This window comes from Nitrosomonas sp. (assembly GCA_031316255.1).
Taxonomy (GTDB): domain Bacteria; phylum Pseudomonadota; class Gammaproteobacteria; order Burkholderiales; family Nitrosomonadaceae; genus Nitrosomonas.
In genome coordinates this window covers 1,691,017-1,712,867 of sequence record JALDQW010000001.1, presented here as the reverse complement: position 1 = coordinate 1,712,867, position 21,851 = coordinate 1,691,017, and the positions used below count along the sequence as shown (strand labels likewise).

19 protein-coding genes and 1 pseudogene are annotated in these 21,851 nt (G+C 42.6%); 8 read left to right on the top strand and 12 right to left on the bottom strand.

Features of this window, described 5'->3' with window-relative positions:
* Positions 1–17 precede the first annotated feature (17 nt).
* The 4 genes from MRK00_07700 to MRK00_07685 form a co-directional block, all read right to left on the bottom strand.
* Entirely contained in the window at positions 18–680 is a 663-nt protein-coding gene (locus tag MRK00_07700) for an ABC transporter substrate-binding protein (GenBank protein MDR4517254.1), read from the bottom strand.
* Positions 658–1,809, bottom strand: coding sequence for a glycosyltransferase (locus MRK00_07695; GenBank protein ID MDR4517253.1), 1,152 nt, complete (start codon positions 1,807–1,809; stop codon positions 658–660). Before MRK00_07695 ends, MRK00_07700 begins: the two co-directional genes overlap by 23 nt.
* Before the next feature lie 64 nt (positions 1,810–1,873).
* Positions 1,874–2,992, bottom strand: a complete 1,119-nt coding sequence (gene hpnH, locus MRK00_07690) for an adenosyl-hopene transferase HpnH (protein MDR4517252.1) — start codon at positions 2,990–2,992, stop codon at positions 1,874–1,876.
* Positions 2,993–3,470: 478 nt separating this feature from the next.
* Complete coding sequence (locus tag MRK00_07685; GenBank protein MDR4517251.1) at positions 3,471–4,127, bottom strand: peptidoglycan-binding protein; 657 nt, start codon at positions 4,125–4,127, stop codon at positions 3,471–3,473.
* Positions 4,128–4,350: 223 nt separating this feature from the next.
* Between MRK00_07685 and MRK00_07680 the strand changes: the two genes are divergently transcribed.
* The 5 genes from MRK00_07680 to MRK00_07660 all read left to right on the top strand — a co-directional run bounded on the left by MRK00_07680 (position 4,351) and on the right by MRK00_07660 (position 10,151).
* On the top strand, positions 4,351–5,484 hold the full coding sequence (locus tag MRK00_07680) for an FAD-dependent oxidoreductase (GenBank protein ID MDR4517250.1): 1,134 nt from the start codon (positions 4,351–4,353) through the stop codon (positions 5,482–5,484).
* 444 nt (positions 5,485–5,928) lie between these two features.
* Complete coding sequence (locus tag MRK00_07675) at positions 5,929–7,752, top strand: fatty acyl-AMP ligase (protein ID MDR4517249.1); 1,824 nt, start codon at positions 5,929–5,931, stop codon at positions 7,750–7,752.
* A gap of 6 nt (positions 7,753–7,758) precedes the next feature.
* Positions 7,759–8,679, top strand: a complete 921-nt coding sequence (locus MRK00_07670) for an NAD(P)-dependent oxidoreductase (protein ID MDR4517248.1) — start codon at positions 7,759–7,761, stop codon at positions 8,677–8,679.
* 26 nt (positions 8,680–8,705) lie between these two features.
* Positions 8,706–8,960, top strand: a complete 255-nt coding sequence (locus MRK00_07665; GenBank protein MDR4517247.1) for an acyl carrier protein — start codon at positions 8,706–8,708, stop codon at positions 8,958–8,960.
* Entirely contained in the window at positions 8,961–10,151 is a 1,191-nt protein-coding gene (locus tag MRK00_07660; GenBank protein ID MDR4517246.1) for an aminotransferase class I/II-fold pyridoxal phosphate-dependent enzyme, read from the top strand.
* Between the two features lie 80 nt (positions 10,152–10,231).
* Here the strand turns inward: MRK00_07660 and MRK00_07655 are convergent, their stop codons facing one another.
* The 6 genes from MRK00_07655 to MRK00_07630 all read right to left on the bottom strand — a co-directional run bounded on the left by MRK00_07655 (position 10,232) and on the right by MRK00_07630 (position 16,470).
* Complete coding sequence (locus tag MRK00_07655; GenBank protein ID MDR4517245.1) at positions 10,232–10,900, bottom strand: HAD-IB family hydrolase; 669 nt, start codon at positions 10,898–10,900, stop codon at positions 10,232–10,234.
* Positions 10,901–10,914: 14 nt separating this feature from the next.
* Positions 10,915–11,592, bottom strand: coding sequence for a DnaA regulatory inactivator Hda (gene hda, locus MRK00_07650; GenBank protein MDR4517244.1), 678 nt, complete (start codon positions 11,590–11,592; stop codon positions 10,915–10,917).
* A 75-nt stretch (positions 11,593–11,667) separates the two neighbouring features.
* Positions 11,668–12,735: an AI-2E family transporter gene (locus MRK00_07645; protein MDR4517243.1), complete on the bottom strand. Its 1,068-nt coding sequence runs from the start codon at positions 12,733–12,735 to the stop codon at positions 11,668–11,670.
* Positions 12,736–13,390: 655 nt separating this feature from the next.
* Positions 13,391–14,653 carry a methane monooxygenase/ammonia monooxygenase subunit B gene (locus tag MRK00_07640; GenBank protein MDR4517242.1) on the bottom strand — a complete coding sequence of 421 codons (1,263 nt, stop codon included), beginning with the start codon at positions 14,651–14,653 and terminating at the stop codon, positions 13,391–13,393.
* On the bottom strand, positions 14,653–15,477 hold the full coding sequence (locus MRK00_07635) for a methane monooxygenase/ammonia monooxygenase subunit A (GenBank protein ID MDR4517241.1): 825 nt from the start codon (positions 15,475–15,477) through the stop codon (positions 14,653–14,655). The genes MRK00_07640 and MRK00_07635 overlap by 1 nt, the downstream gene beginning before the upstream one ends.
* A 186-nt stretch (positions 15,478–15,663) precedes the next feature.
* The gene (locus MRK00_07630) at positions 15,664–16,470 is read right to left on the bottom strand and encodes a methane monooxygenase/ammonia monooxygenase subunit C (GenBank protein ID MDR4517240.1); all 807 of its coding nucleotides are present in this window, start codon (positions 16,468–16,470) and stop codon (positions 15,664–15,666) included.
* Between the two features lie 523 nt (positions 16,471–16,993).
* Between MRK00_07630 and MRK00_07625 the strand changes: the two are divergent.
* Positions 16,994–18,057, top strand: a pseudogene (locus MRK00_07625) (IS5 family transposase).
* A 133-nt stretch (positions 18,058–18,190) separates the two neighbouring features.
* Here the strand turns inward: MRK00_07625 and MRK00_07620 are convergent.
* Complete coding sequence (locus MRK00_07620) at positions 18,191–18,499, bottom strand: Spx/MgsR family RNA polymerase-binding regulatory protein (GenBank protein MDR4517239.1); 309 nt, start codon at positions 18,497–18,499, stop codon at positions 18,191–18,193.
* Positions 18,500–18,897: 398 nt separating this feature from the next.
* Here MRK00_07620 and MRK00_07615 point away from each other — a divergent pair, with 398 nt between their 5' ends.
* Together MRK00_07615 and MRK00_07610 are read left to right on the top strand one after the other, a co-directional pair.
* Complete coding sequence (locus MRK00_07615) at positions 18,898–19,278, top strand: DUF2784 domain-containing protein (GenBank protein MDR4517238.1); 381 nt, start codon at positions 18,898–18,900, stop codon at positions 19,276–19,278.
* 892 nt (positions 19,279–20,170) lie between these two features.
* Positions 20,171–21,379, top strand: coding sequence for a succinylglutamate desuccinylase/aspartoacylase family protein (locus tag MRK00_07610; GenBank protein ID MDR4517237.1), 1,209 nt, complete (start codon positions 20,171–20,173; stop codon positions 21,377–21,379).
* A gap of 76 nt (positions 21,380–21,455) precedes the next feature.
* On the opposite strand, the gene MRK00_07605 is transcribed toward MRK00_07610, so the two are convergent.
* Positions 21,456–21,839, bottom strand: coding sequence for an exosortase system-associated protein, TIGR04073 family (locus MRK00_07605; GenBank protein MDR4517236.1), 384 nt, complete (start codon positions 21,837–21,839; stop codon positions 21,456–21,458).
* Positions 21,840–21,851 lie beyond the last annotated feature (12 nt).

The following is a 21,851-nucleotide window of genomic DNA, read 5'->3' as shown; positions in this document are numbered from 1 at the left end:
CATACTCATGGTGAAAATTATTCGCCGTCTTCTGCCTCAGCAATTTTAATATCAAGCATATCAATCAGTGACTGAAATCCTTCACGTTGCATGATTGATCGATATTCACTACGTTTAATCGCCAAATCACTGACGCCGTCAAACAGAATATTAATAATCAACCAGTGTTCCCCCAGTTTGTGCAGAACGTAATCAAAGTTGACAGTACCGCCGTCACTCTTGATGAGCTGACTCCGAACAAGTTTCTGTTCCCGCGGCAAGTCACGTTGCTCGATAAATTGGAATTGTTCGCCGCCATATTGCTTAAATTGTCCAGCATATGTGGCAATACTCAGTTGACGGAACGTTTCAATAATTAAATTCTGCTGTTCCGGTTCAAGTTCATGCCAAAGTGTTGCACCGAGAATTGTTTTAATGATCAGTTCAATATCATGCGTTCGGTTAACAACGGGGGTTAAAAATTCCACCCGTCCCGAAAAACCCAGTTGCTCACCTTCATGCATTGCCTTTAACAAGGATTGCTGCAAATCATACACTGCAGCGTGTGCGCTATTTGGATCAGGTTCAGGTTCATCCGTATCGGCAGCACTGGCTAATGAAAAAGAAAATAACGATAACGCCATGATACTGACCAGCACCAGTATCCATAATAGATTTTTAGTTTTCTGCTTTGCTTTCATAGCGACGGTCTTTCCAACGAGCTCGCTCACCATGCCAGTAACGAATTGCTGAGGTCCATGTCATGGCAAGATACAAAGCGCCGACAACAGGCAACACAAATACCCAGAATGGTGAACGAAAATAATAAATTAAAATCGGCCTATAGGCTAAAAACATTGCCAACCATGTTAAAGCACTGATCATATAAGTTTTCTGTTCAGGCAGCAATAAAAATACAAATGGCGCAATCCAGAACATGGACACCATCATAATGGTGCATAAAGCCAACAGAATCAGTGAATAATTGAGCTGGGTGTAAGCTGTTCGCGCCACCATATCCCAGATAGTCCGGAGATCATAATAGCCACGTAAACTGCGAGCAGCATGACTCAGCCCTATCCAGATATTTCCACCAGCATGTTTTATACGCGCAGCCAATGTGCAATCATCAATCAGCGCATCGTGGAGACTACCAAAAGCGCCTCCTGAACGAAGTGCCTGTGTTTCAACCAGAATAAATCCACCTGCGGCAGCAGCCATATGCGATGCTGGTTTGTTTGCAAGGCCAAATGGATAAAGCAATTTAAAGAAGAAAATGAATGCAGGCATAAGAAGGCGTTCTATGGCGTTGTCCATAGGTGGTGTTGCCATTAACGATACCAGCACCCGTTTTTCGGTTTTCGCCTTTTCCCGCAATGTGGCGATAATACCGGGGGATAATGCAATATCAGCATCCAGCAATAATGTATATGGCGTCCGCACTTCCCGCAAACCCTGTTCAAGTGCCCACAACTTTCCACTCCAACCTGGCGGTGGCGTGGTTCCTGTAATCACTTTCGCCCCTTTCTCACGTGCCAGTTGTGCGGTATCATCAGCAGATTGATCATCGATAACGATGATACTCAAATCACCCTGCGCCTTGACAGCATCAAGCGTGCACTGAATAAATTGCGCTTCATTTCGCGCCGGAATCAACACCGTAATATCAAGCAGGCTCTGATCCAATCGAATTTCCGCTGTTGGCTCTATCTGCTCTTCAGTACTCGCTGGACGCCAGGGGAACAACAAAATCGCCCACCAGCTAACAACACCAAAAGCAGCAGCAAGCATTACTGCTAACATCAATCCCGTCAATGGCAGATCAACCATGAAACTTACCTGACAAGGTCCTTCAAGGCACTTTTGTTAACAAACTGCCAAGCGCCACATCAGGCTACTTATTGGAAATTGTGACAGGAATATCTGCCAGTTTTTTTTCTTTTTTACCTTCTTTTGTTATCCATTGCGGAATAGGCTCTGCAACCATGTCCCCAGATGTTCTGGGGCCTTTGACAGCAGTTACCAATGCTTTCCAAGGATGGCGCAGGGTATCTTCAACGGCTGTTGCTTCATAACCACAATGCGCCATGCATTGAGCACACTTTGGGTTACTCGCATTTCCGTATTTATCCCATGGCGTACTGTCGAGCAATTCCTGAAAAGTTGCTACATAACCTTCATCTGCTAACAAGTAACAGGGTTTTTGCCAACCGAAAACATTTCGTGTTGGATTTCCCCAAGGCGTACACTTGTAACTTTGATTACCCGCCAGAAAGTCAAGATAGAGCGCCGAGTGATTTAAACGCCATTTACGCTTTAGTTTTTTCCCCAGTTCGAAAATACCGCGAAAGAGTTTCTTGGTATCTGCACCTTTAATAAAAACATCCTGCCTGGGCGCATGCTCATAACTGAACCCGGGGGCAATAGTAGCACCTTCTACACCCAATGCCATTGCATAATCCAGAAACTCGGCAACGTCCTCAGGCGTTTCACCCTGAAACAGGGTGCAATTAATGGTAACTCTAAATCCTTTATCAAGCGCCAGTTTGATAGCTTCCACCGCACGGTCGAACACACCTTCCTGACATACGGAAGCGTCATGCCGCTCCTTCAGGCCATCAAGATGAACCGAAAATGTCAGATAGGGCGAGGGCCGGTAATCACTAATCCGCTTCTTTAGCAGTAATGCATTAGTGCAAAGGTATACATACTTTTTCCGCTTGATAATACCCTCAACAATCTGTGGCATTTCTTTATGCAGTAGTGGCTCACCCCCTGGAATCGATACCATTGGTGCGCCGCATTCATCTACAGCCTGCATACATTCTTCATAAGATAAACGCTTGTCCAGAATTTCCTCCGGATGCGCTATTTTTCCACACCCCGCACATTCCAGATTGCAGCGAAATAATGGTTCGAGCATTAAAACCAAAGGGTATTTTTTTACACCTTTAATTTTTTGCTTGATCAAATAGCTACCTACCGCAATCTGTTGACGTAAGGGAACGCCCATGGGAAAACCTCCAAAAACTTCAGTTGATCTACTATAGTAAATTGATTACGAACCAGAAACACAACAGTGGCAATTACAATTCCGGTTCCTGATAACTCAATTGCAAAGAAACAATCGAGCCCAGTACATGATTGTAAAATTAATCAGACCGACGTACTTAACCAAGAATTGTGCTGACATTAAGTGTTCCAGAATTCTGCTGAATTATAGCTTAAACTTGCCTTGAAACTAAATACGTATCGTAAAACTGACTCTTGTTTCAACACAATGCCTGCAAAAAACTATAGGATCAATTAATAATGATTGTTTGAAAACAGCCTGTCCTGAATGATTTGTATGAAAACAACACTCTTACATAACCGTCGTTGACTTGACCTAAGTTTCAACTGTATCCAGTTGAGCGTAATAAGTTACCCGACAAGGGTTTCCAAGGAAAAAAAAACCTTGAGCAACCCTCGACATACCAATACATCTAGTCCTAAAAATCCACACCAAGTGTACGCAGAGTTTCCTTGGTTAACGCGCCAGCAGCAAGATTGTTTCCTTGCTGAAAGTCTTTAATGGCTGTTAATGTTCTTGGCCCACTGATACCATCAACAGGGCCCGGATTGTAGCCCGCCTTAACCAGCGCTTGCTGAACACGGCGAATTAAATCTGGCGTAGCCGCAACAACCTCTTCACCATCATCAAATATGTCAGCAACTGGCTCGGCGATTGCCGTATCAATTTCAGACGAAACGCCTTCCTGCAAACCAGCAATAGCATCACCAGCGTCAGTAATATTCTCGTCTATGATATTTACCAAAGTATCGGCAGCCTCGGTAGTTGTCTCCTCGGCAGCATCGATGGTTTCACTTGCCGCATCAGACAATTCGCCCAGAATTCCTTCTACAGAATTTGACCCGCCTTCTTCCTCCAGATCGATATTGCCGTATGATTCGAAGTCATCATCTTCAAAGCTGGTTATAGGTTCAGGTTCAATGATCGTTTCTATACTCTGAATCGGCTCTTCCATAATGATTTCATTACTCTGGGTCACTGCCTCGTCCGGCTCATCACCACAGCCGGATAATAGTCCGGCGCTGAATAAAAGCGCAACGCTTGTTGATAGTATTCTGATTTTGCTTGATTTCATTGACACCCTCCGTACGTATGGAAACTTAGTAACAAGTTTGTAATGTTGCATAAATCCAATATTTAAATGTTTAAAACAAACTGGAATCTGCTCAATGTGTTATCTAACCATTTAAAGAGAAAACATTAAACTCGATCCCTAACCAATATAGACTAATTTATATTGCAACAAATTACCAATTTTTTTATTCTTATCAAATCATAATAACTTATTTAATCCAAAAATGAAGGCGCTTTCTCCTTGTAAAAAGCATTTATGTCTGATTGGCGGTGGACATAGTCATGTTACGGTTATCAAGCAATGGATTAAAAAACCCATCGCCGACACACGCGTCACCTTAGTGAGCCCCGATATTTATACGCCTTATTCCGGTATGCTGCCCGGTTTGATTGCCGGCCATTATTCATTTGAGGATTGTCATATCAATTTGCAACGCCTTTGCAATTGGGCTGGCGTGCAATTCCTCAGCAGCACTGTTGAAATGATTAACCCCGATTTAAAAACCATACACTGCACTCAGATCAGGCCTGTCAAGTACGACCTACTCTCCATTAACATTGGTTCCCGGCCTGCAATTGATGATATTCAAGGCGCAGACAGCTTTGGCAGCACAATCAAGCCCGTCAAGGATTTTCTAAATCAATGGTCTGAATGGCTCAGCACGCATTCCGAATCAAAACATAAACAACGCATTGTTGTTGTCGGCGGTGGCGCTGCGGGTGTAGAAGTATTGCTCGCCATGTATTATCGTCTGCAAAGCACCACTTCAATTAATGCTGCGTTTACGCTGATATGCGCAGACCAGACAATCCTGCCTTCTCACAACCCGGCAGTACAAAATTTTTTTCTACACTATTTGCAATCGCTCAATATAACAATTATCAGAAACAGCCACGTAACAGCAATAAACCGACATCAACTTCATTTACAGGATGAAACGTCCATTCAATACGACTTTACAGTGTGGGCTATCCACGCAGGTGCACATCCATGGCCAGCGAAAAGCAGCTTAAAATGTAATGCACATGGTTTTATCGAAGTTGATCGATTTTTACGCAGCACTTCTCACCAAGATATTTTTGCTGCCGGCGACAGCGTTTCATTTATGCCACGTTCACTACCAAAAGCAGGCGTCTTTGCAGTACGGGAAGGGCCGGTATTGTTTAAAAACCTTATAGCCACACTTCAACACCAACCACTTGTTCCATTCAGACCCCAGCAGAACTTTTTGAGTTTGTTAACAACAGGAGATCGCTACGCGGTCGCTTCGCGTGGTGCTATTTTTTTCCAGGGAAAATGGGTTTGGCACTGGAAAAACCATATTGATCAAGCTTTCATGCGGCAATTCAAGCCATAACAGGTAATTTATTTTTAAAAAACTCTCTTATCATTCATGTCACTTGTCGAATTATTGAATTAAGTTACATCACCACGATATGATACACCTGACTTATATCATTCAAACTTACACACTAAAATACTTTTTTCGTATTGCCAATATGTGGATCAAAATATGACCTTAGGGTTGTTTATTCGGCCGAAAGCGATTGTTGTTTTAGTACAACACCCGGCGAATATTGCCTTGACAGGAAAAACCACCTTATATAAGCTGCGCTTTGGTCGAATATGACACACATTATAAGGATTAGTAATGCCTGCGGTCAGCATTTGAATAGGAATTTCCTGCCAGCAATTAAAGAATCAGTAAGGGCAATGATCAGGGTTGGCGCGCACTATCAGAATACCTTGCTATAGGAAGCAAGATGAAAAGTACAAGTTATATTACTTCGAGGGGAAGATCTTGAGTTCGACAATAACCAAGTTGAACGCTCCGCTAACGCAAGCGTTTGATTTTCAGCCTTCAAGCGAATCACAAATTATACCAACACCTACACGCAATTCACTTGCGCAACAGTTGGCAGGGTTTGACACCTTGACCAATGCACTCGAATATGCTGCACAAGGCAAGACGGGATATAACTTTTATAACGCTAAAGGTAAACTGCATTCCGTTTTACCTTACAGCTTACTCAGAAAAAACGCACGCAAATTAGCGCTGCGTCTGTCCGGGTTTAATCTGGAGCGAGGCAATCGGGTTGCCATCATTGCAGACACATCACCTGAATTTATCGAGTTATTCTTCGCGTGTCGCTATGCTGGACTGGTGCCTTTTGCAATGCCTGTGCCGGTAAATTTAGGTAGTCATGGAATTTATGTGCAGCAATTGAAGGGAATGCTGGAAAGTAGTCATGCGAGTCTGGCTTTTGCAAATATTGACTATATCAATTTTCTAAAAGAAGCTGCCGAAAAAACAACACACATCAAATGGTTTGGAACACCTGCGCAATTAAACGAACTACCCGCAAAAGAAATCACATTGCAATCCAATAGTCCAGATGAAGTTGCATATTTGCAATTTACATCGGGAAGCACGCGTATGCCGCGCGGTGTCGTCATAACCGAAAAGGCATTGATGTGCAACCTGCAGGGAATTGTTCGCAATGGACTGGAAATCAGGCCCGGTGATCGCTCTGCTTCCTGGTTACCTTTTTACCATGACATGGGTTTGGTTGGTTTAGTTTTAGCGCCCATGGTCACGCAACTGTCTGTTGATTATCTGGCTACGAGAGATTTTGCAATACGCCCGTTGCAATGGTTAAGACTGATCAGTCAAAATCGCTGCACTGTTGCTTTTAGCCAACCTTTTGGATTGAAACTCTGCACGATGCGTGTACGCGAATCAGACTTAAAGGATCTAGATTTAAGTAGTTGGCGTGCAGCAGGTATCGGTGCAGAAATGATTCGCCCAGATACATTAAGAAACTTCGCAGAAAAATTCTCATCTGCTGGTTTTAACGATAGCGCATTTTTACCCTGCTACGGTCTAGCCGAATCGACACTGGCAGTTACATTCTCAAAAACAGGAAGCGGTTTTAGCAGCGTACAAATTGACAGCAAAACACTCATTGACAAAAGAATGGCTGTCGAATTGCAGGCTGGTGGTCGCAAATATAATGAGTTTGTAAACTGTGGACGCCCTCTTCCTGAACATACAGTAAAAATTGTTAACGAAGATAGACAGCAACTAGAAGATGGAATGGTCGGCAGCGTGCTCGTTCAGGGCGCGAGTATCATGAAAGGTTACTTTAATAATCCTGAAGAAACACGGAAAGCACTAAAACCAGACAACTGGTTGGACACTGGTGATATCGGTTTTTTGTATAAAGGAGATTTATACATAACCGGACGCAGAACTGATGTCATTATTGTTAACGGACGCAATATACGCGCCCAGGATATCGAAGAGCTTGCTGAACAGCAACCAGAAATTAGATCAAGAGAAGCGTCCGCATTTGGCGTTAATGATACAGACGGCACAACAACCATTGTATTGGTCATTGAATGTCGATTGACATCCTTGACTGAACGCCATTCATTGATAAAACGCTTGCAACAACTTGTTTATATGGCTTTTGGTGTTAACTGTGTTGTTGAACTAGTGCCGCCTCATACTTTGCCAAGAACTTCTTCAGGTAAATTATCACGTTTTGCTGCACGCCAGGGGTATATTCAACGAACAAACTTGAATGACCAACTTTCTGTTGTTGAGTCTGGGGATCGATAATTCATCATGCAAAAATTGGTAGCAGTAACGGGTGCTACTGGTTTTATTGGTCACAGGTTAATTAATACACTCGTCCGTGAAGGCTGGAAAGTCAAAGCGTTAACGCGTAAAAAACAGGAAGCTTCAGAGTCTATAGAATGGATACAAGGCGATTTAAGTAATCTATCCGCACTAGAAGGACTGACTCGAGAAGTTACAGCAATCGTACACTGTGCAGGCGCAGTAAGAGGAAGCTCTTTTGATGATTTTGTGCAAACAAACGTCACAGGAACGAAAAATCTACTCAACGCCTTAAGTAAATTCAATCAGCAAGACAGACTTCCACGTTTTTTACTTATTTCGTCACTGGCTGCCAGACAGCCAGAATTATCCTGGTACGCCAAAAGCAAGTTTTTAGCGGAACAGGTAGTTATCAATCATTCCGCTAAACTATCCTGGACAATTTTTCGGCCAACCGCAGTTTATGGTCCTGGCGACAAAGAGCTAAAACCGCTTTTCAAAGCAACCAGTAAAGGATTGCTTCCTGTTGTGGGAAAATTGAATAATCGATTCGGATTAATTCATGTTGATGATCTAGTCGCGGCCATAAGTCTTTGGCTGAAGGCTAAGACCCCGTGCAAAGATATTTTCGAACTTGATGACGGTACGCCTGATGGCTACAGTTTCGAGTCCTTAGCTAATTTAGCTCAGAAGGTCTGGAATAAGCCGGTTCGTTGTATAATTATCCCGCATACCTTAATTAGAAATGTAGCAATAGCCAATCTTTGGTTTGCGCGCATTTTTCATTATTCGCCTATGTTAACACCCGGTAAGGTTAAAGAACTGCAGCATCATGACTGGGTATGTGATAATACTGCGCTGATTCATGCATTGCCAAAATGGCGGCCAAATATCCATTTGCATGAATCATTACCATTAATCGTTTAACAAGAGGCTCGAGGGCTCTATGATTTATGACAGAAAGTAACTACGATGAAATCATGCAACTACTTTGCGACCGTTTAAGCAGTTTAACAACTTCAGAAGTCACCATCACAGCTGAAACAAACCTTATCAGCGAATTATCAATTGACTCAATCAAACTACTTAATCTGATTATGGAAATTGAAGATACCTTTGACATTTCAATTCCAATCAATGCATTGGCTGATGTGCAAACAGTTCATGAACTCGCAAGCCTCATATCCAAAATCAAATCTGCACACTAAATGAATTTACTTGAGAAACTTGACGCGGCAGCAACCAAAAGAAAGGCTTTATTACCCGACGGTGTTGGCGCATTTGGGATACCAATTGAAGAAATATATTCCGCAACCGAAGCAAGAATTGGTGATCGCCGTGTTCTTTTACTCGGTACAAATAACTATCTGGGCCTAACATTTTCGTCTGAGTGTATTCAGGCAGCACATCAAGCGCTTGATAAAGAAGGCACAGGTACAACCGGATCAAGAATGGCCAATGGCAATTATTACGGACATCGTGCACTTGAGCGTGAATTTGCAGATTTCTATGAGTGTTGCGCCGGAATTGTGTTTACCACGGGTTATCAAGCCAACCTCGGCACCATTTCTGGTTTGGTTGGACCTGGTGATACCGTATTAATCGACGGTGACTCCCATGCAAGTATATATGATGGCTGTATTCTGAGTGGAGCAGAAATTATCCGTTTTAAACATAATGACATGACCGATATGGAAAAACGGCTGCGCCGTTTGGGCGAGCGAACTGAAACCACATTGGTTATTGTTGAAGGTATTTATAGCATGCTGGGCGATCAAGCACCTTTGGCAGAAATTGTCCATCTGAAAAACAAATACAACTGCACATTATTGCTTGACGAGGCGCATTCCCTGGGTGTTCTTGGCGAGAAAGGACAAGGCTTGGCAGAAAAAACAGGCTTGCTGAAAGAAATTGATTTTATCACAGGCACATTCAGTAAAAGTTTGTGTAGCATAGGTGGATTTTGTGTGAGCAATCATCCTCAACTCGACCAATTACGCTATGTCAGCCATCCCTATATTTTCACGGCATCGCCCTCTCCCGCAACAATCGCATCAACACGTGCTGCTTTACAATTGCTGCGAGATGGCATCGACTTGCGCAGACAACTTTGGAAAAATTGCACTCAACTCTACACACAACTTGAAGCGACTGGCTACTCACTTGGCCCGGAACCGGGACCTGTTATTGCAGCTATTCTGGATAATCCACGCCAAGCGCTACAATTATGGCAAAGGCTACTGGAACATAATATTTACGTAAATTTAATTCTACCGCCCGCAGCCCCGGACGGAAAATCCCTGGTTCGATGCAGTGTTAATGCAGCACATACCACTGAACAAATAGCATACGTTAGCGATACTTTTGCAAAATTGTATAAACAGACCTTAAATTCCTAGCACATCATATAAATCGGACGCAGTCAACAGACTCCTACCTTCATCGATATAAATACACAATTTTCCAAAGTATGCACATGCTATGCCTTTCGCAAACTGATAACAGGCCAGTCATTTTCCAACGCATGTTTATTTAACGTCGCATCAGGATCGACAGCTACTGGATGCGTAACTTTGCTTAACAATGGCAAATCATTCAGTGAATCACTATAAAACCAGCTTTGCAAGAAGGATAACCATGTAAGATTGTGATGGTCCAGCCATGCTTCAAGACGTTCAATCTTACCTTCCCTGAAACAGGGTGTGCCAGAAACTTTCCCAGTAAACTCGCCGTCTTTTTCTTCAGGGTTTGTGGCAATCAAGTTACTGATCCCCAAAGTCTGTGCAATCGGCGCTGTCACGAAACTATTTGTTGCGGTTATAATAATGCACAAATCCCCATCCAACATATGACCTTCTATCAACTGCTGTGTACCCGGCGCAATCAGTGGCTTGATCTTTTTTTTAATAAACTCGGCCCGCCAAGTTTCCAACTGACTTCGTGGATGCCGCGATAAAGGTTTGAGCTGAAAGTCCAGAAATTCATGAATATCCAGAGTGCCTGCTTTATATTGCTCATAAAATTCCAAATTGCGCGCTTCGTGCAGTTCACGGTCTAGTGCTTTTTTTTCAATTAAAAATTGCGCCCATTCAAAATCACTATCACCTGTGATTAAGGTATTATCCAAATCAAATAATGCTAATTTCATAATAATTAAATCGGTTAAGAAACGCCTTGTAACAGTTCTTTTAATAACGGAATGGTAATTTGTCGTTTCTGGATCAAAGAATATCGATCCAATGCATCTAGAATCATCAATAATGAAGGTAAATCACGTTGAGTATGTCGCAGTAAATATTGACAAATTTCCTTTCTCAGATCAAATCCTCGTTCAATCGCATGATTTTGCATTGCCTTAATTTTTTCATCTTCAGTTAATTCATGGACCTGATAAACTAACCCCCATCCCAAACGGGTAACTAAATCTTGCCTTAGTTTTAACTGTGACGGCGCCACAGTTCCACTTACCAATAAGTAAGCATTTCCATCATTACGTAATTGATTATAAATTTTGAATAATTGGATCTGAGCGTCATTGTCCAATCGTTCAACATCATCGACTGCTAAACATCCAAGATCATCCGTTAACTGAGACTCTTGTGTTATTTCACCGGGGAAATACCAAGCCTTGCGTTCTATCTGGATATAGTACTCAACCACGGCTTGTAATAAATGACTTTTGCCGCAACCTATTTTTCCCCAAATATAAACAAAACGCTCTTTCTCTTGATTCACAAGAATTCTTTTTAACAATTGCACTAATTCATGATTACTTCCCGGCACAAAATTAATCAATGAAGGCACAGTTGGCAACCTGATATCTAGTAATAATTGTTTCATTTGAAGAATAAATGCATACACGCTCGATAAAAATTTATTCTACACAATCAAGTTGATATCGTATTAACAATTTCATTATTTTATATAGAGATCACTCTCCAAATAGTGTGATTGAATATGTCGCAACCAAACCAGTAAAACAGCACTTACAGGCAACGCCAAAAGAATGCCAAAGAAGCCAAACAATTGCCCAAACGCAAGTAATGCAAAAATAACCATTACGGGATGCAAGCCTATTCTATCGCCGACTAACCAAGGTGTAATCAGCATGCCTTCCAGTAACTGACCAATTGCAAATACAATCCATACCGGGATAACGCCCGCCCATCCCTGAAACTGCATAAGTGCAGCAAATGTTGCCAGGGTCAACCCTACTATCATTCCCAAATAGGGCACAAAAACTAGAATACCAGCCACAAGGCCGATTGGTAAGGCAAACTCCAAACCGACCAGCCATAAACCGGTAATGTAGCAGATACTCATTATAAATATTACAGATAACTGCCCCCGTAGAAACTCAGCCAAAATACGATCAGTTTCCTTCGCCAAGGATACAACTTGATTATGCCAATAACGGGGTATCATTTCATCAAACTGTTTTACTATTTGATTCCAGTCACGGAGCAAATAAAACAATACTACCGGGACCAACAAAAGATTAACAAAAAATTCAACAATCGCCATACCGCCACTTGTTAGTGAAGGCAACAATTTTGCCGCCATTCCGCCCGCACTATGCCAATGTCCAGACATGGCCTGCTTAATCGAATTCAGATCAAATTGCAAGTTCAAATTCATATGCGATTCAAGCCATGGAATAAACTGATTTTTTATAATATCAAAATAGATCGGTGTTTTTTCAATTAAATGTCTTGCTTCTTTTTCAAATAAAGGCACCATAACCAAAATCAATGCTGCAAATACACCGATTAAAAGCAACATGACAAAGACCGCGCCCAGTGTTCGTGGAATTTTATATTCAGCCATACGTGTAACCATTGGATTACAAATATAAGCAATCACAGCCGCCAGCAAAAATGGTGTCAAAATTGGGCTTAGTAAATATATAAGCGCACCTGTCGTAATACCCACCAATAACCACCACAGATAATGCAAACCCTTAGACTGATCATTTGTACTCATTTATATTTTTCCATTTAACGAAATAAGCTACATTGTTATCGAAGTCTATAAGTCAATTCGATATTGAATCTATATCCTTATACTTATACATTTGAATGCTCGACACAATCGATATAAAACCACATATAAGTCACATTCTCAACATGGTTCCTTGTAAATACATTCGATACATTTCGCTAATAAATGACCGTCCTAATTCTTTAGTCACTACAAAATAGATAACTCGATTGTTTTTTCAATGCAATTCTAATAGTGATTTCAAATCTGCAGTAAGATTCATACGAAATATATTTATACGGTTGGTAAAAGTAATTTCTGCAATTGATCTCTGCGTTGAAATATATTCGAGCTACCGTACACAAAAGATTCAAGTTGGATCGAATCGAGAAAGGAAAATATTTAGGTTGCTATAACGAATTTCCGAGGATGCGACAATAAACATAAATGTTCGCGATAAACTCTAACCGTCAAACTATTTATTCAATCATCGCCAAAGTAAAACTGAATATCACATCCAGCGGATTTTTTATGTTTGCTAAAAAGCGTGGGTAAAACGATTTGCGCTTGCGCCAGCACTGAAGTCATTTCAATAAAAAAGCCGGTACACCGGCTGTCTTGCGACAGTGGTGTACCGGCGTTGTTGCTTGTCTACTTTTTAGAGTCTCGTAAAGACCGGGATTACCGCTCCAGCAATACTGTTGATGTAACGGTTGCCTTCTTCATCCCATGTCATCAACAATCCACCAAAACGACTTTCCGGATCACCCAACAAAGCCATCAAACGCTGCACTTCCCACAATGCGTCTTTAGCTTCCAGTTTGACTTCACGGGTCTCGCCTGGCTCAATCGCTGCGTCATTATCCAATGTCAAGCCTGTTGCAACCAGCTCTCTCGGATAATCAGGATCAAGATGCTCACGGCCCAGCGCGTTTACAAAACGTACACCCGCTGTCGTGAACTCACCAATGTTGATCGCTGTATCACCATTGTTGGTAACGTCCATGGTAATACGTAATGCACGCCCTGGTACGTCATAGTTAGCATGCGTTATTCTGATCGCTACCGGGTTTGGCTCAATCGGCAGTGGATCTATCTTGGACTCACCAGCCTGAATCGGAATCGTATATGGATAGGTGCTTTCCGTATAACGATAACCACCCCATACCAACGTACAGGTCAGTATCGCTACCGCCCACGCTACCTTACGATCCATTGGATCCAACAACAGGTCATCACCATACGCCAATAATACACGGCTACGTGGCAAAAACATCGGACGTGCTACATAATAGCCAATCCAGAATATGCCCAGACCCGTCCATACAAGATGCCAGAATATACCATTGGCAAAGTTGAAGGTCTCTGTATCAATAGTATCGCCTGTCAGTGTCTTGATAGGGTTGGTAAAGTCATCCCAGTTGCCTGTGATGTTCATCCACGATGCAGGCCCTGCAATCGGTCCTGCGTCTTTTACGTTAACCATCGCGTGCATATGATGACGGCCAGGTATACGCGCTTTCAGCTTGACTTCAAATTCATAGTCACGACCAATAACCAACGGCCCTGATATGAACATCGGTTCGCCATTCAGCTTGGTGCTCAAACGAACAAATACCGGACTCGGACTACCAACGTTGAAGAACGCACGCTCCGGCTTGCCAACCGCACGGGGCCAGTCTTCCGCCAGGTGAAACTTTCCTGACATGGTCGCAATGTCGTTCACCTTGGTGACCTTAGGCTCCCATCTCATGTCGTACCATTGGATGGAACGCATACGCAAAAATGGCTCCTGTGAACGTTCACCATGCGCCGCTACCGGTGTCACGTCTACCGCTACTGTCAACGCCAGTGTCGCGGCTCCTATCGCTGCGCCATACAATCCCATGACGCCAAGCTTAAAGATGTTCTTTATTTTCATTATTTGATCCTCTCTGCAAATCCTGCTTCACCATATGCCGTAACGTCCATCTTCATTGAAATACGGCCTCTTTCGCCTTTAACATAGTAAAACGCGGTGCAATAGATTTTGCCAAAGTACCACCATACACAGAACATCAGCATGGATACAAAGGCCGAGAAGAACGCCGCAATCACCGTGGTGTGTCCACCAAATGTCCTCAGTGACCCTTGTTCAATCAATCGAACATATTCCGGTGTACCTGTACGTACATACAAGAATCCCGTGTAGTCAGCTACTGAAAGCAATACGCCTTCTACAACCACCGGTAAGTGGGTTGGACCAAATATCGGCCAGTTGCCAGGATAAAAGAACAATCCCCAGAATCCGCCACCAATCAATGCTGTAACCAACCAGTTTCCTGTCAACAACAAGATCGTGTCAAGCATCAATGCGCCTGGTATCATTGTCGATGGCAATACAAAGTTGATCGGATAGTGTGACCACCAGTAAAAACCCCAGTAACGCGTCAGCCATTCACCTATTAACAGGCAAACAATACATAAGGTCGCACCATACGGTAAACGGTAGTTTACCCACAGATAGTACATCAATGCCGCACAATACATAACGCCTACAATCGGTGTCACTACCGGCCACCACTGACGGTCTTTCCAATCCAACCAGAAATCCCAGTCACCTGCCAATAGCATAAAGTGCATGTGGAATGTACCTACCAAAAGTATACACAGAATTGGAAAATACACCGCATCAATGTATCTGGACATCCTAACCGCTTCCGGCGGCATCTTCGCCGCCGCTATAATTTCGTCTGTTCTGCTCACTAGACTCTCCCTTCGTTTGTTTCGTGTGATATTAATTTAATAACATGACGATTCCTTCACTGCCTTTCACTACATCTCCTCGAGATTTCTCAGAATGCATTATTATTACTCCCTTTATCTGCATCCCGTAGCCTCACAGAGCATCGCCCAGGCTTCTCGCTTGGGCGATGTATAGTCTAGCTTAGATTAAGGAACAATCCGGTTGTTTAGAATTTCTTTGCTTTGACCATTCCAGATCACGTCTGTCAGGTTAGAGTAACGGGTCACAATCTGTGCCGCGATACCACCTGAGAACAAACCTGCCCAGCCCAGAATCACAAAACCCCAGTGCAATGGCGCGCTAAACAGCTCTTCCATGAACCAGAATGCATGACCCCACTCGTTCAATCCAACGTTCGGCAGAATCATCAACGGACCAGCAATCGCCATAACCAGCGGGAATGATGTGCCACGGCTATACAGTGGCAAACGGGTCATCGCGTACAGGTATGCCGCTACACCACATACAATGTACATCGGGAATGAACCATAGAACACAACTACGTGACTTGGCGTGAAACTCGTGTCACGAATAATCACCTGATGCCAGGATGCATCTTGCTCGGTGAAGAAGCTGCCGCCCCAGTAAACACCAAACAGATAGACACCCAACCACATCATCCAGTAAAAATAACGCTTAACTTCAAGCTTTGGATCCAGGTTGTCCAGTTGCTCCTTGGTGTCACGGGTCTTCAGAATCCAGCCCCAGGTTACCAACGCAAACAATGGCATCAGGGTCATGTGTACACGCCACAAGCCCATCCATACACGGTCAAATTCCGGCTCCATTGAGTCCATACCATGTGAATACGCAAATGTACGCTGATACCAAATCCAGAATATCGCTACCGCCAGCATAATGCCCATGCCCAGCTTGTAGTACTTGGAGTCGTACCACAATGACATGTCATAGTCAGCACTCGCTGCTCTACTCGTTCCCATCGTTGTTGCCATCTTTATTCCTCCTTACTTTCGTATTAATTATTACTACTACTTCTCTCTTGTCCTTAATACTAATTAATTAGTACTGCTCTTTAATACTGCTCTTTTTAACAGCTCAGTTGCGCTTCTTCATACTCGCTCCTGCTACTGTAAACCAAAGGCTAGTCGACCTTACACTATAAAGTCAAGTCATTTGTCATAAAATCTCCACGGGGTCCGTGCGGGTTTTTATTACAACTAAGAATTATTATCACAATAACAATAGATTATATGGTTATCGCAAGATTACAATTTTTTTCTTTTTTCGAGTCAATCGAGCAAATTTTTCACTGATCAAACCTAAATTTATTTGTACCAAACTTCCGCAAACCGTTCTTCACAATAACCTACTGTTGCACGTTCTCCATCAGGGCATCTCTAAAAATTGATATTACAAGACAGGGTAATTCAGGAAGGGAAGCCATTTTTCATAGTTAGTGTATAATAACACATTGTTTATTATAGTTAATAGTCATATTCACTGATATAGGATTCCATCATGCAATTCAGTTTTTTTGACCTTGAAAATCGCTATGAACAGCTAAGCAAGCTAAGAGATCCGCTTGAAGAACTGAATCGCATGATCGACTGGAATTTATTCGCTGATCTTCTCAGGGAGACGACTACGAAGCCTAGGAAAAGCGCGGCTGGTCGCAAACCCTTTGATCGGGTGATGCTATTCAAGATGCTGGTATTGCAAAGAATGCATAATCTGTCGGAGGACCGGTTGGAGTATCAAGTACGGGATCGATTGAGTTTCATGCGTTTTTTGGGGCTTGATTTGGCGGGGGTGGTACCGGATGCAAAAACGATGTGGGCGTTTCGGGAGGAGTTGAAGGAGAATCAACTGATTGAACGGCTATTTGCGAGATTTGCTGAATGTTTACGGGAGCTGGATGTTGAGCTGAAGTCAGGTCAGATCATTGATGCAACTTTTGTGACGGTTCCCAAGCAACGTAATACGCGTGAGGAGAACAAGATCATCAAGGAAGGTGCGATTCCGATTGAATGGGGGCAAAATCCTCACAAGCTGGCACAAAAAGACATTGATGCGCGTTGGACGAAGAAGAACAACGAATCGTTTTATGGTTACAAAGATCACGTGAATGTGGATCAGTGTACCAAGTTGATAACCCATGGGAATTTACATCAGCGGAAGTTCACGATAGCCAGGTTTTGGCAGAAGTGCTGCAATCCCCTAAAGAGGGAGGGACTGATGTTTACGCGGATTCAGCCTATCGCAGCGAAGCACAGGAAGAAATTCTGGCTACTTCTGGACACACGAGCCGCATTCACGAAAAAGGTGCTCGCAATCATCCACTCACGGACACGCAAAAGTTTGGCAACAAAAAGAAATCACAGGTGCGCGCACGGGTTGAACATGTATTTGGTTCGATGACGAATGAACTGGGTGGAATCACTATTCGTACCATAGGGCTTATGAGAGCAAAAGTACAAATAGGCTTGCTCAACCTCGTTTACAACATTAAGCGTGTGGTGACGTTGATTCGCAAAAGATGTTTCAGTTTCGACAGGGTTATTACGCCCAGAATTGCCTAAAATAGGAAAAACGAGAGGATAACAACCCAAAACGCCTTGAACTGAGCAATAATCAAATTCTTGAACAGAAAAATATCGGGAATCGAACTAATCGTTCCCCGGCTTGGAAAAATTCTCTTTATATAAGGTATTTTTAGAGATGCCCATCAGTAATCAAAGGTCGCTTAATCAAGCGACCATTTCCAGCAAGCAAAGTCAGTATTTCCCGATTCGACAAAGTAGGCAAACTTTCTTTGATTTTTAGCTCACGATATTGAATCCCGCTGGTATTGAAAAGCTTCTTTAAAGGCACCTGTGCCCGTTCTGCAATCGCTTCAAGCTCACTTGCTGTCAGCGAACTCTCAGTAATATCGATATATTCGAAAACAATCCCAGCCTGCTGCAAGAATTTCTCAGCCTTCCGGCAGGTACCGCATTTTTTGTAACCATAAAATTTAAGCATATATTTAGTCTGATCATTGTATTAGAATGAGCAAATAGCATAATACACTCTTCAAAAAACGAGTGTACTTATCAATGTACATGGCATGTCATACGTCACGGTGCCACCATAGTGTTGTGCAACTGCGCTGCAATATTCGAAAAGGAAACGGCCTCTTTCTTAGTACTGCGCCTTGTTGCACAACCCTATTGGAACGGTGAGCCCAGCAATATCTGATGGATAGCATACGAGTTAACATTAATTTTTATTAGCCAATTCCATTCTTCAAAATTAAAAAGTCTTCCAAAGACAATCGTTCATTATATTTTAATACATTGTTTTATTGAAAAGAATTAAAATTACGCCGTGAAACAAACAAAAAAACCGTCACCTCAAATATCAAAGACAGATAGATTGATATGATGCTCCAGGTACTGGATTCTTTTCTTTTTATGGCACACTGCATCGTTATCAGTTTTAATCTAATCGGCTGGATCTGGATGCGCACACGGCGCTGGCATTTGGTTTCAGTGGGCGTTACTATATTTTCCTGGCTGGGTATGGGAATATGGTATGGTCTCGGCTACTGCGTTTTAACGGATTGGCACTGGCAGATCAAACGAGCAATTGGCGAGACTGACTTACCGCATTCGTTTCTTATTTATCTATTTAATGACATAATGGGATTGGGACTTGAAACCGGTTTTGTTAACAGTGGCGCGGGAATTTCCCTTGCAGTTGTAATCTTCCTATCGGTTGCGTTAAATTTCCGCGATTACAGGCAGCATCGTGTATCGTGAAACTTGTCACTTATTAGACTGCCTCAATCAATAGGGCATCTCTAAAAATCCATATTTTGTCACAATACGTCGTTGCTCACAAAAAATACTTCCTTACATATCAATCATATGCTGCGTCAATATTTTTTGTTCTCGCCTCGTCTTGTTTAAAACTCTGAATTTTTAGAGGTACCCAATAATGCAAAGAAATCTCTACTACAGATCCTAGGATAGCATTATCACCACTACGCAAACTTATCATGCAGCGGCTTAACCGCGTAGTCACTTAACCTGAAAGCATGATGCCAAATATGTACAATCCAAAACTATGCCACCCGATCATAAGACCTTGATACTTGTTGTATTGATCTTTCTGTTGATGCTAATGTTTTTTTAAAGACCCTTGCACCGATTGGAACTATGAGGATATGTGGGCAGTAATCTGCGAATAAACTGTTCAGGCGGGTTAAATTTTTAAGTTGCCACAGCGCCTCTAGTTAATAGGTGACAAACCAGAATTAAACAAGATAAATTTCAACAGTCGGCATGCACGATCATTTCAGCAAAAAAATTTGCAACGAAATGAAAAAAACAGTTCCCTGCTAATTATTTATATGCATCTTTAGCAAACTTGCAACTACAAAGCCAAACAATTTTTATAGCGTTGGCTAAGCATCAATGCCAACTTATTGTTTTATTTATTGTTTAAGTTATAACCAGAAAATAAAACGGTTTTCATGGTCTTTTTTCAGATTTATACCGCAAATAATAATTTATTCTTTGCAACAAGTTATATACAAAACTGATACAAACTGTAGTGTAAGACGAATGATCGGCATCCGGGTTTTGCAAGAAATGGAATTTAGAAAATCCGATTGTTAATACCTGTATACACATTTGCTTGGATGGTTTTATGATGCTGAAGATAATTGTAGGCCTGTTGTTACTGTTTGCCGCACACAATTGTGTTGCATACCAGTCTCATGAAAAAATTCAACACAAACCCATAAACCTCAACAATTCGGCAATCCATAGTATTCAACCTCAAGACGATAGCATTGCAGAAGTCTTGCAACTCAAGTTCTCACAACAACCGCAGCAAACACTGATCTTACTCTCTTCCGAAGTCCCTCCAGCACAAGCAATGCGGCTTTCCTGGAAACCGCAACAATCATTGGATGGTTTACACTTACCGACACCTGTTCTGGTTGTCAATGGTGCAAAAACCGGACCGGTGCTGTGTTTGACTGCGGCCATTCATGGAGACGAATTAAACGGTATTGAAATTGTCCGCCGTATCTTGCATGACCTTGATCCTGAATACTTGTCCGGTGTGGTTATCGGCGTCCCAATTGTCAATTTGCAGGGTTTTCATCGCTCATCGCGTTATTTGACCGATCGCCGCGATTTGAACCGTTATTTTCCAGGTGATCCGCAAGGCAGTTCAGCATCACGAATCGCTCATTCATTTTTTAATGAAGTCATCAATCACTGTCACTTTTTAGTTGATTTACATACCGGCTCCGCCTATCGCACGAATTTGCCGCAAATCAGAGGAAATTTGCATCACCCGAAAGTTGCCGCTTTCGCGCATTTGTTCGGCATACCCGTAATTCTGCATAGTGAAGGAACTGATGGCATGTTACGTCATGCCGCAGTCAGAATCGATATACCGTCTGTCACGCTGGAAGCGGGCAAATCACAAACACTTCAGGAATCTGCTGTACAGTACGGCGTCAAAAGCATACTGACTTTACTGAACAATCTCGGCATGGTAGAAAATGAACATGAGCCGGTCACAGAGGAGTCCGTTTATTATCAATCCGCTTGGGTTCGCGTCAACCATGGCGGCATTTTACTCAGCCATGTTCAGCTAGGAGAGCAAATCGCCAAAGACAAAGTACTTGGTGTGGTCACTGATCCCATTACAAATAACCGCAGCGAAATTATTTCACCGTATAATGGGCAGATAATTGGCATGGCGGTTGATCAAGTGGTCATGCCAGGTTTTGCGAGTTTCCATATTGGCATCCCAGAAACAAAAAAGAGAATTTCCAAAGCCGACTATACTTCAGGCAAATCACCAGCCGGCCAATTTACCGGGATCGCAGAATCAGAATAAATTCTATGGCAATCGCGTTCAACATATTGCCAAAAATAACCCTGTTTTAAATCAAGGACACTGAAAACATAAAATTTCATGCGCCTGTACGGAATGCATAATATTTGGATTCCTGGGAAAAGTCCTCCCATATAAATAGAGGCGTTGGCGTAGGAAAAGTTGGAAGCCAAAATGTGGCGACATCCAACACACCGCTTCCGGTACGGCTTGCTGTATGAACAATTCCTCTGAGTATACCTTCGGTCAAGGCGACCAACTCTCTGGATTCCCTTTGAGACCATAGATTAATATTTTTTGGCAACTCCATCCAACCGGTAGCAACATTCGTCACGCCACTTACAATTTTCATACCTGCCCGGGTAAAATAAGTATCAGTTGTTATATTTTCAGCTGCATATGCATGCGATGACAATAAAAAAAACATGCACAGTAACCAGATAGATTTGGCGCTTGCTCCCATTTAAAAATTCCT

Coding starts and splice junctions, on each gene's coding strand:
- MRK00_07660 (MDR4517246.1), top strand. CDS start 8,961: ATGAATTTACTTGAGAAACTTGACGCGGCAGCAACCAAAAGAAAGGCT.
- hpnH (MDR4517252.1), bottom strand. CDS start 2,992: ATGGGCGTTCCCTTACGTCAACAGATTGCGGTAGGTAGCTATTTGATC.
- MRK00_07695 (MDR4517253.1), bottom strand. CDS start 1,809: ATGGTTGATCTGCCATTGACGGGATTGATGTTAGCAGTAATGCTTGCT.
- MRK00_07620 (MDR4517239.1), bottom strand. CDS start 18,499: ATGCTTAAATTTTATGGTTACAAAAAATGCGGTACCTGCCGGAAGGCT.
- MRK00_07680 (MDR4517250.1), top strand. CDS start 4,351: ATGAAGGCGCTTTCTCCTTGTAAAAAGCATTTATGTCTGATTGGCGGT.
- MRK00_07645 (MDR4517243.1), bottom strand. CDS start 12,735: ATGAGTACAAATGATCAGTCTAAGGGTTTGCATTATCTGTGGTGGTTA.
- hda (MDR4517244.1), bottom strand. CDS start 11,592: ATGAAACAATTATTACTAGATATCAGGTTGCCAACTGTGCCTTCATTG.
- MRK00_07700 (MDR4517254.1), bottom strand. CDS start 680: ATGAAAGCAAAGCAGAAAACTAAAAATCTATTATGGATACTGGTGCTG.
- MRK00_07630 (MDR4517240.1), bottom strand. CDS start 16,470: ATGGCAACAACGATGGGAACGAGTAGAGCAGCGAGTGCTGACTATGAC.
- MRK00_07685 (MDR4517251.1), bottom strand. CDS start 4,127: ATGAAATCAAGCAAAATCAGAATACTATCAACAAGCGTTGCGCTTTTA.
- MRK00_07615 (MDR4517238.1), top strand. CDS start 18,898: ATGATGCTCCAGGTACTGGATTCTTTTCTTTTTATGGCACACTGCATC.
- MRK00_07655 (MDR4517245.1), bottom strand. CDS start 10,900: ATGAAATTAGCATTATTTGATTTGGATAATACCTTAATCACAGGTGAT.
- MRK00_07670 (MDR4517248.1), top strand. CDS start 7,759: ATGCAAAAATTGGTAGCAGTAACGGGTGCTACTGGTTTTATTGGTCAC.
- MRK00_07640 (MDR4517242.1), bottom strand. CDS start 14,653: ATGAAAATAAAGAACATCTTTAAGCTTGGCGTCATGGGATTGTATGGC.
- MRK00_07610 (MDR4517237.1), top strand. CDS start 20,171: ATGATGCTGAAGATAATTGTAGGCCTGTTGTTACTGTTTGCCGCACAC.
- MRK00_07605 (MDR4517236.1), bottom strand. CDS start 21,839: ATGGGAGCAAGCGCCAAATCTATCTGGTTACTGTGCATGTTTTTTTTA.
- MRK00_07665 (MDR4517247.1), top strand. CDS start 8,706: ATGACAGAAAGTAACTACGATGAAATCATGCAACTACTTTGCGACCGT.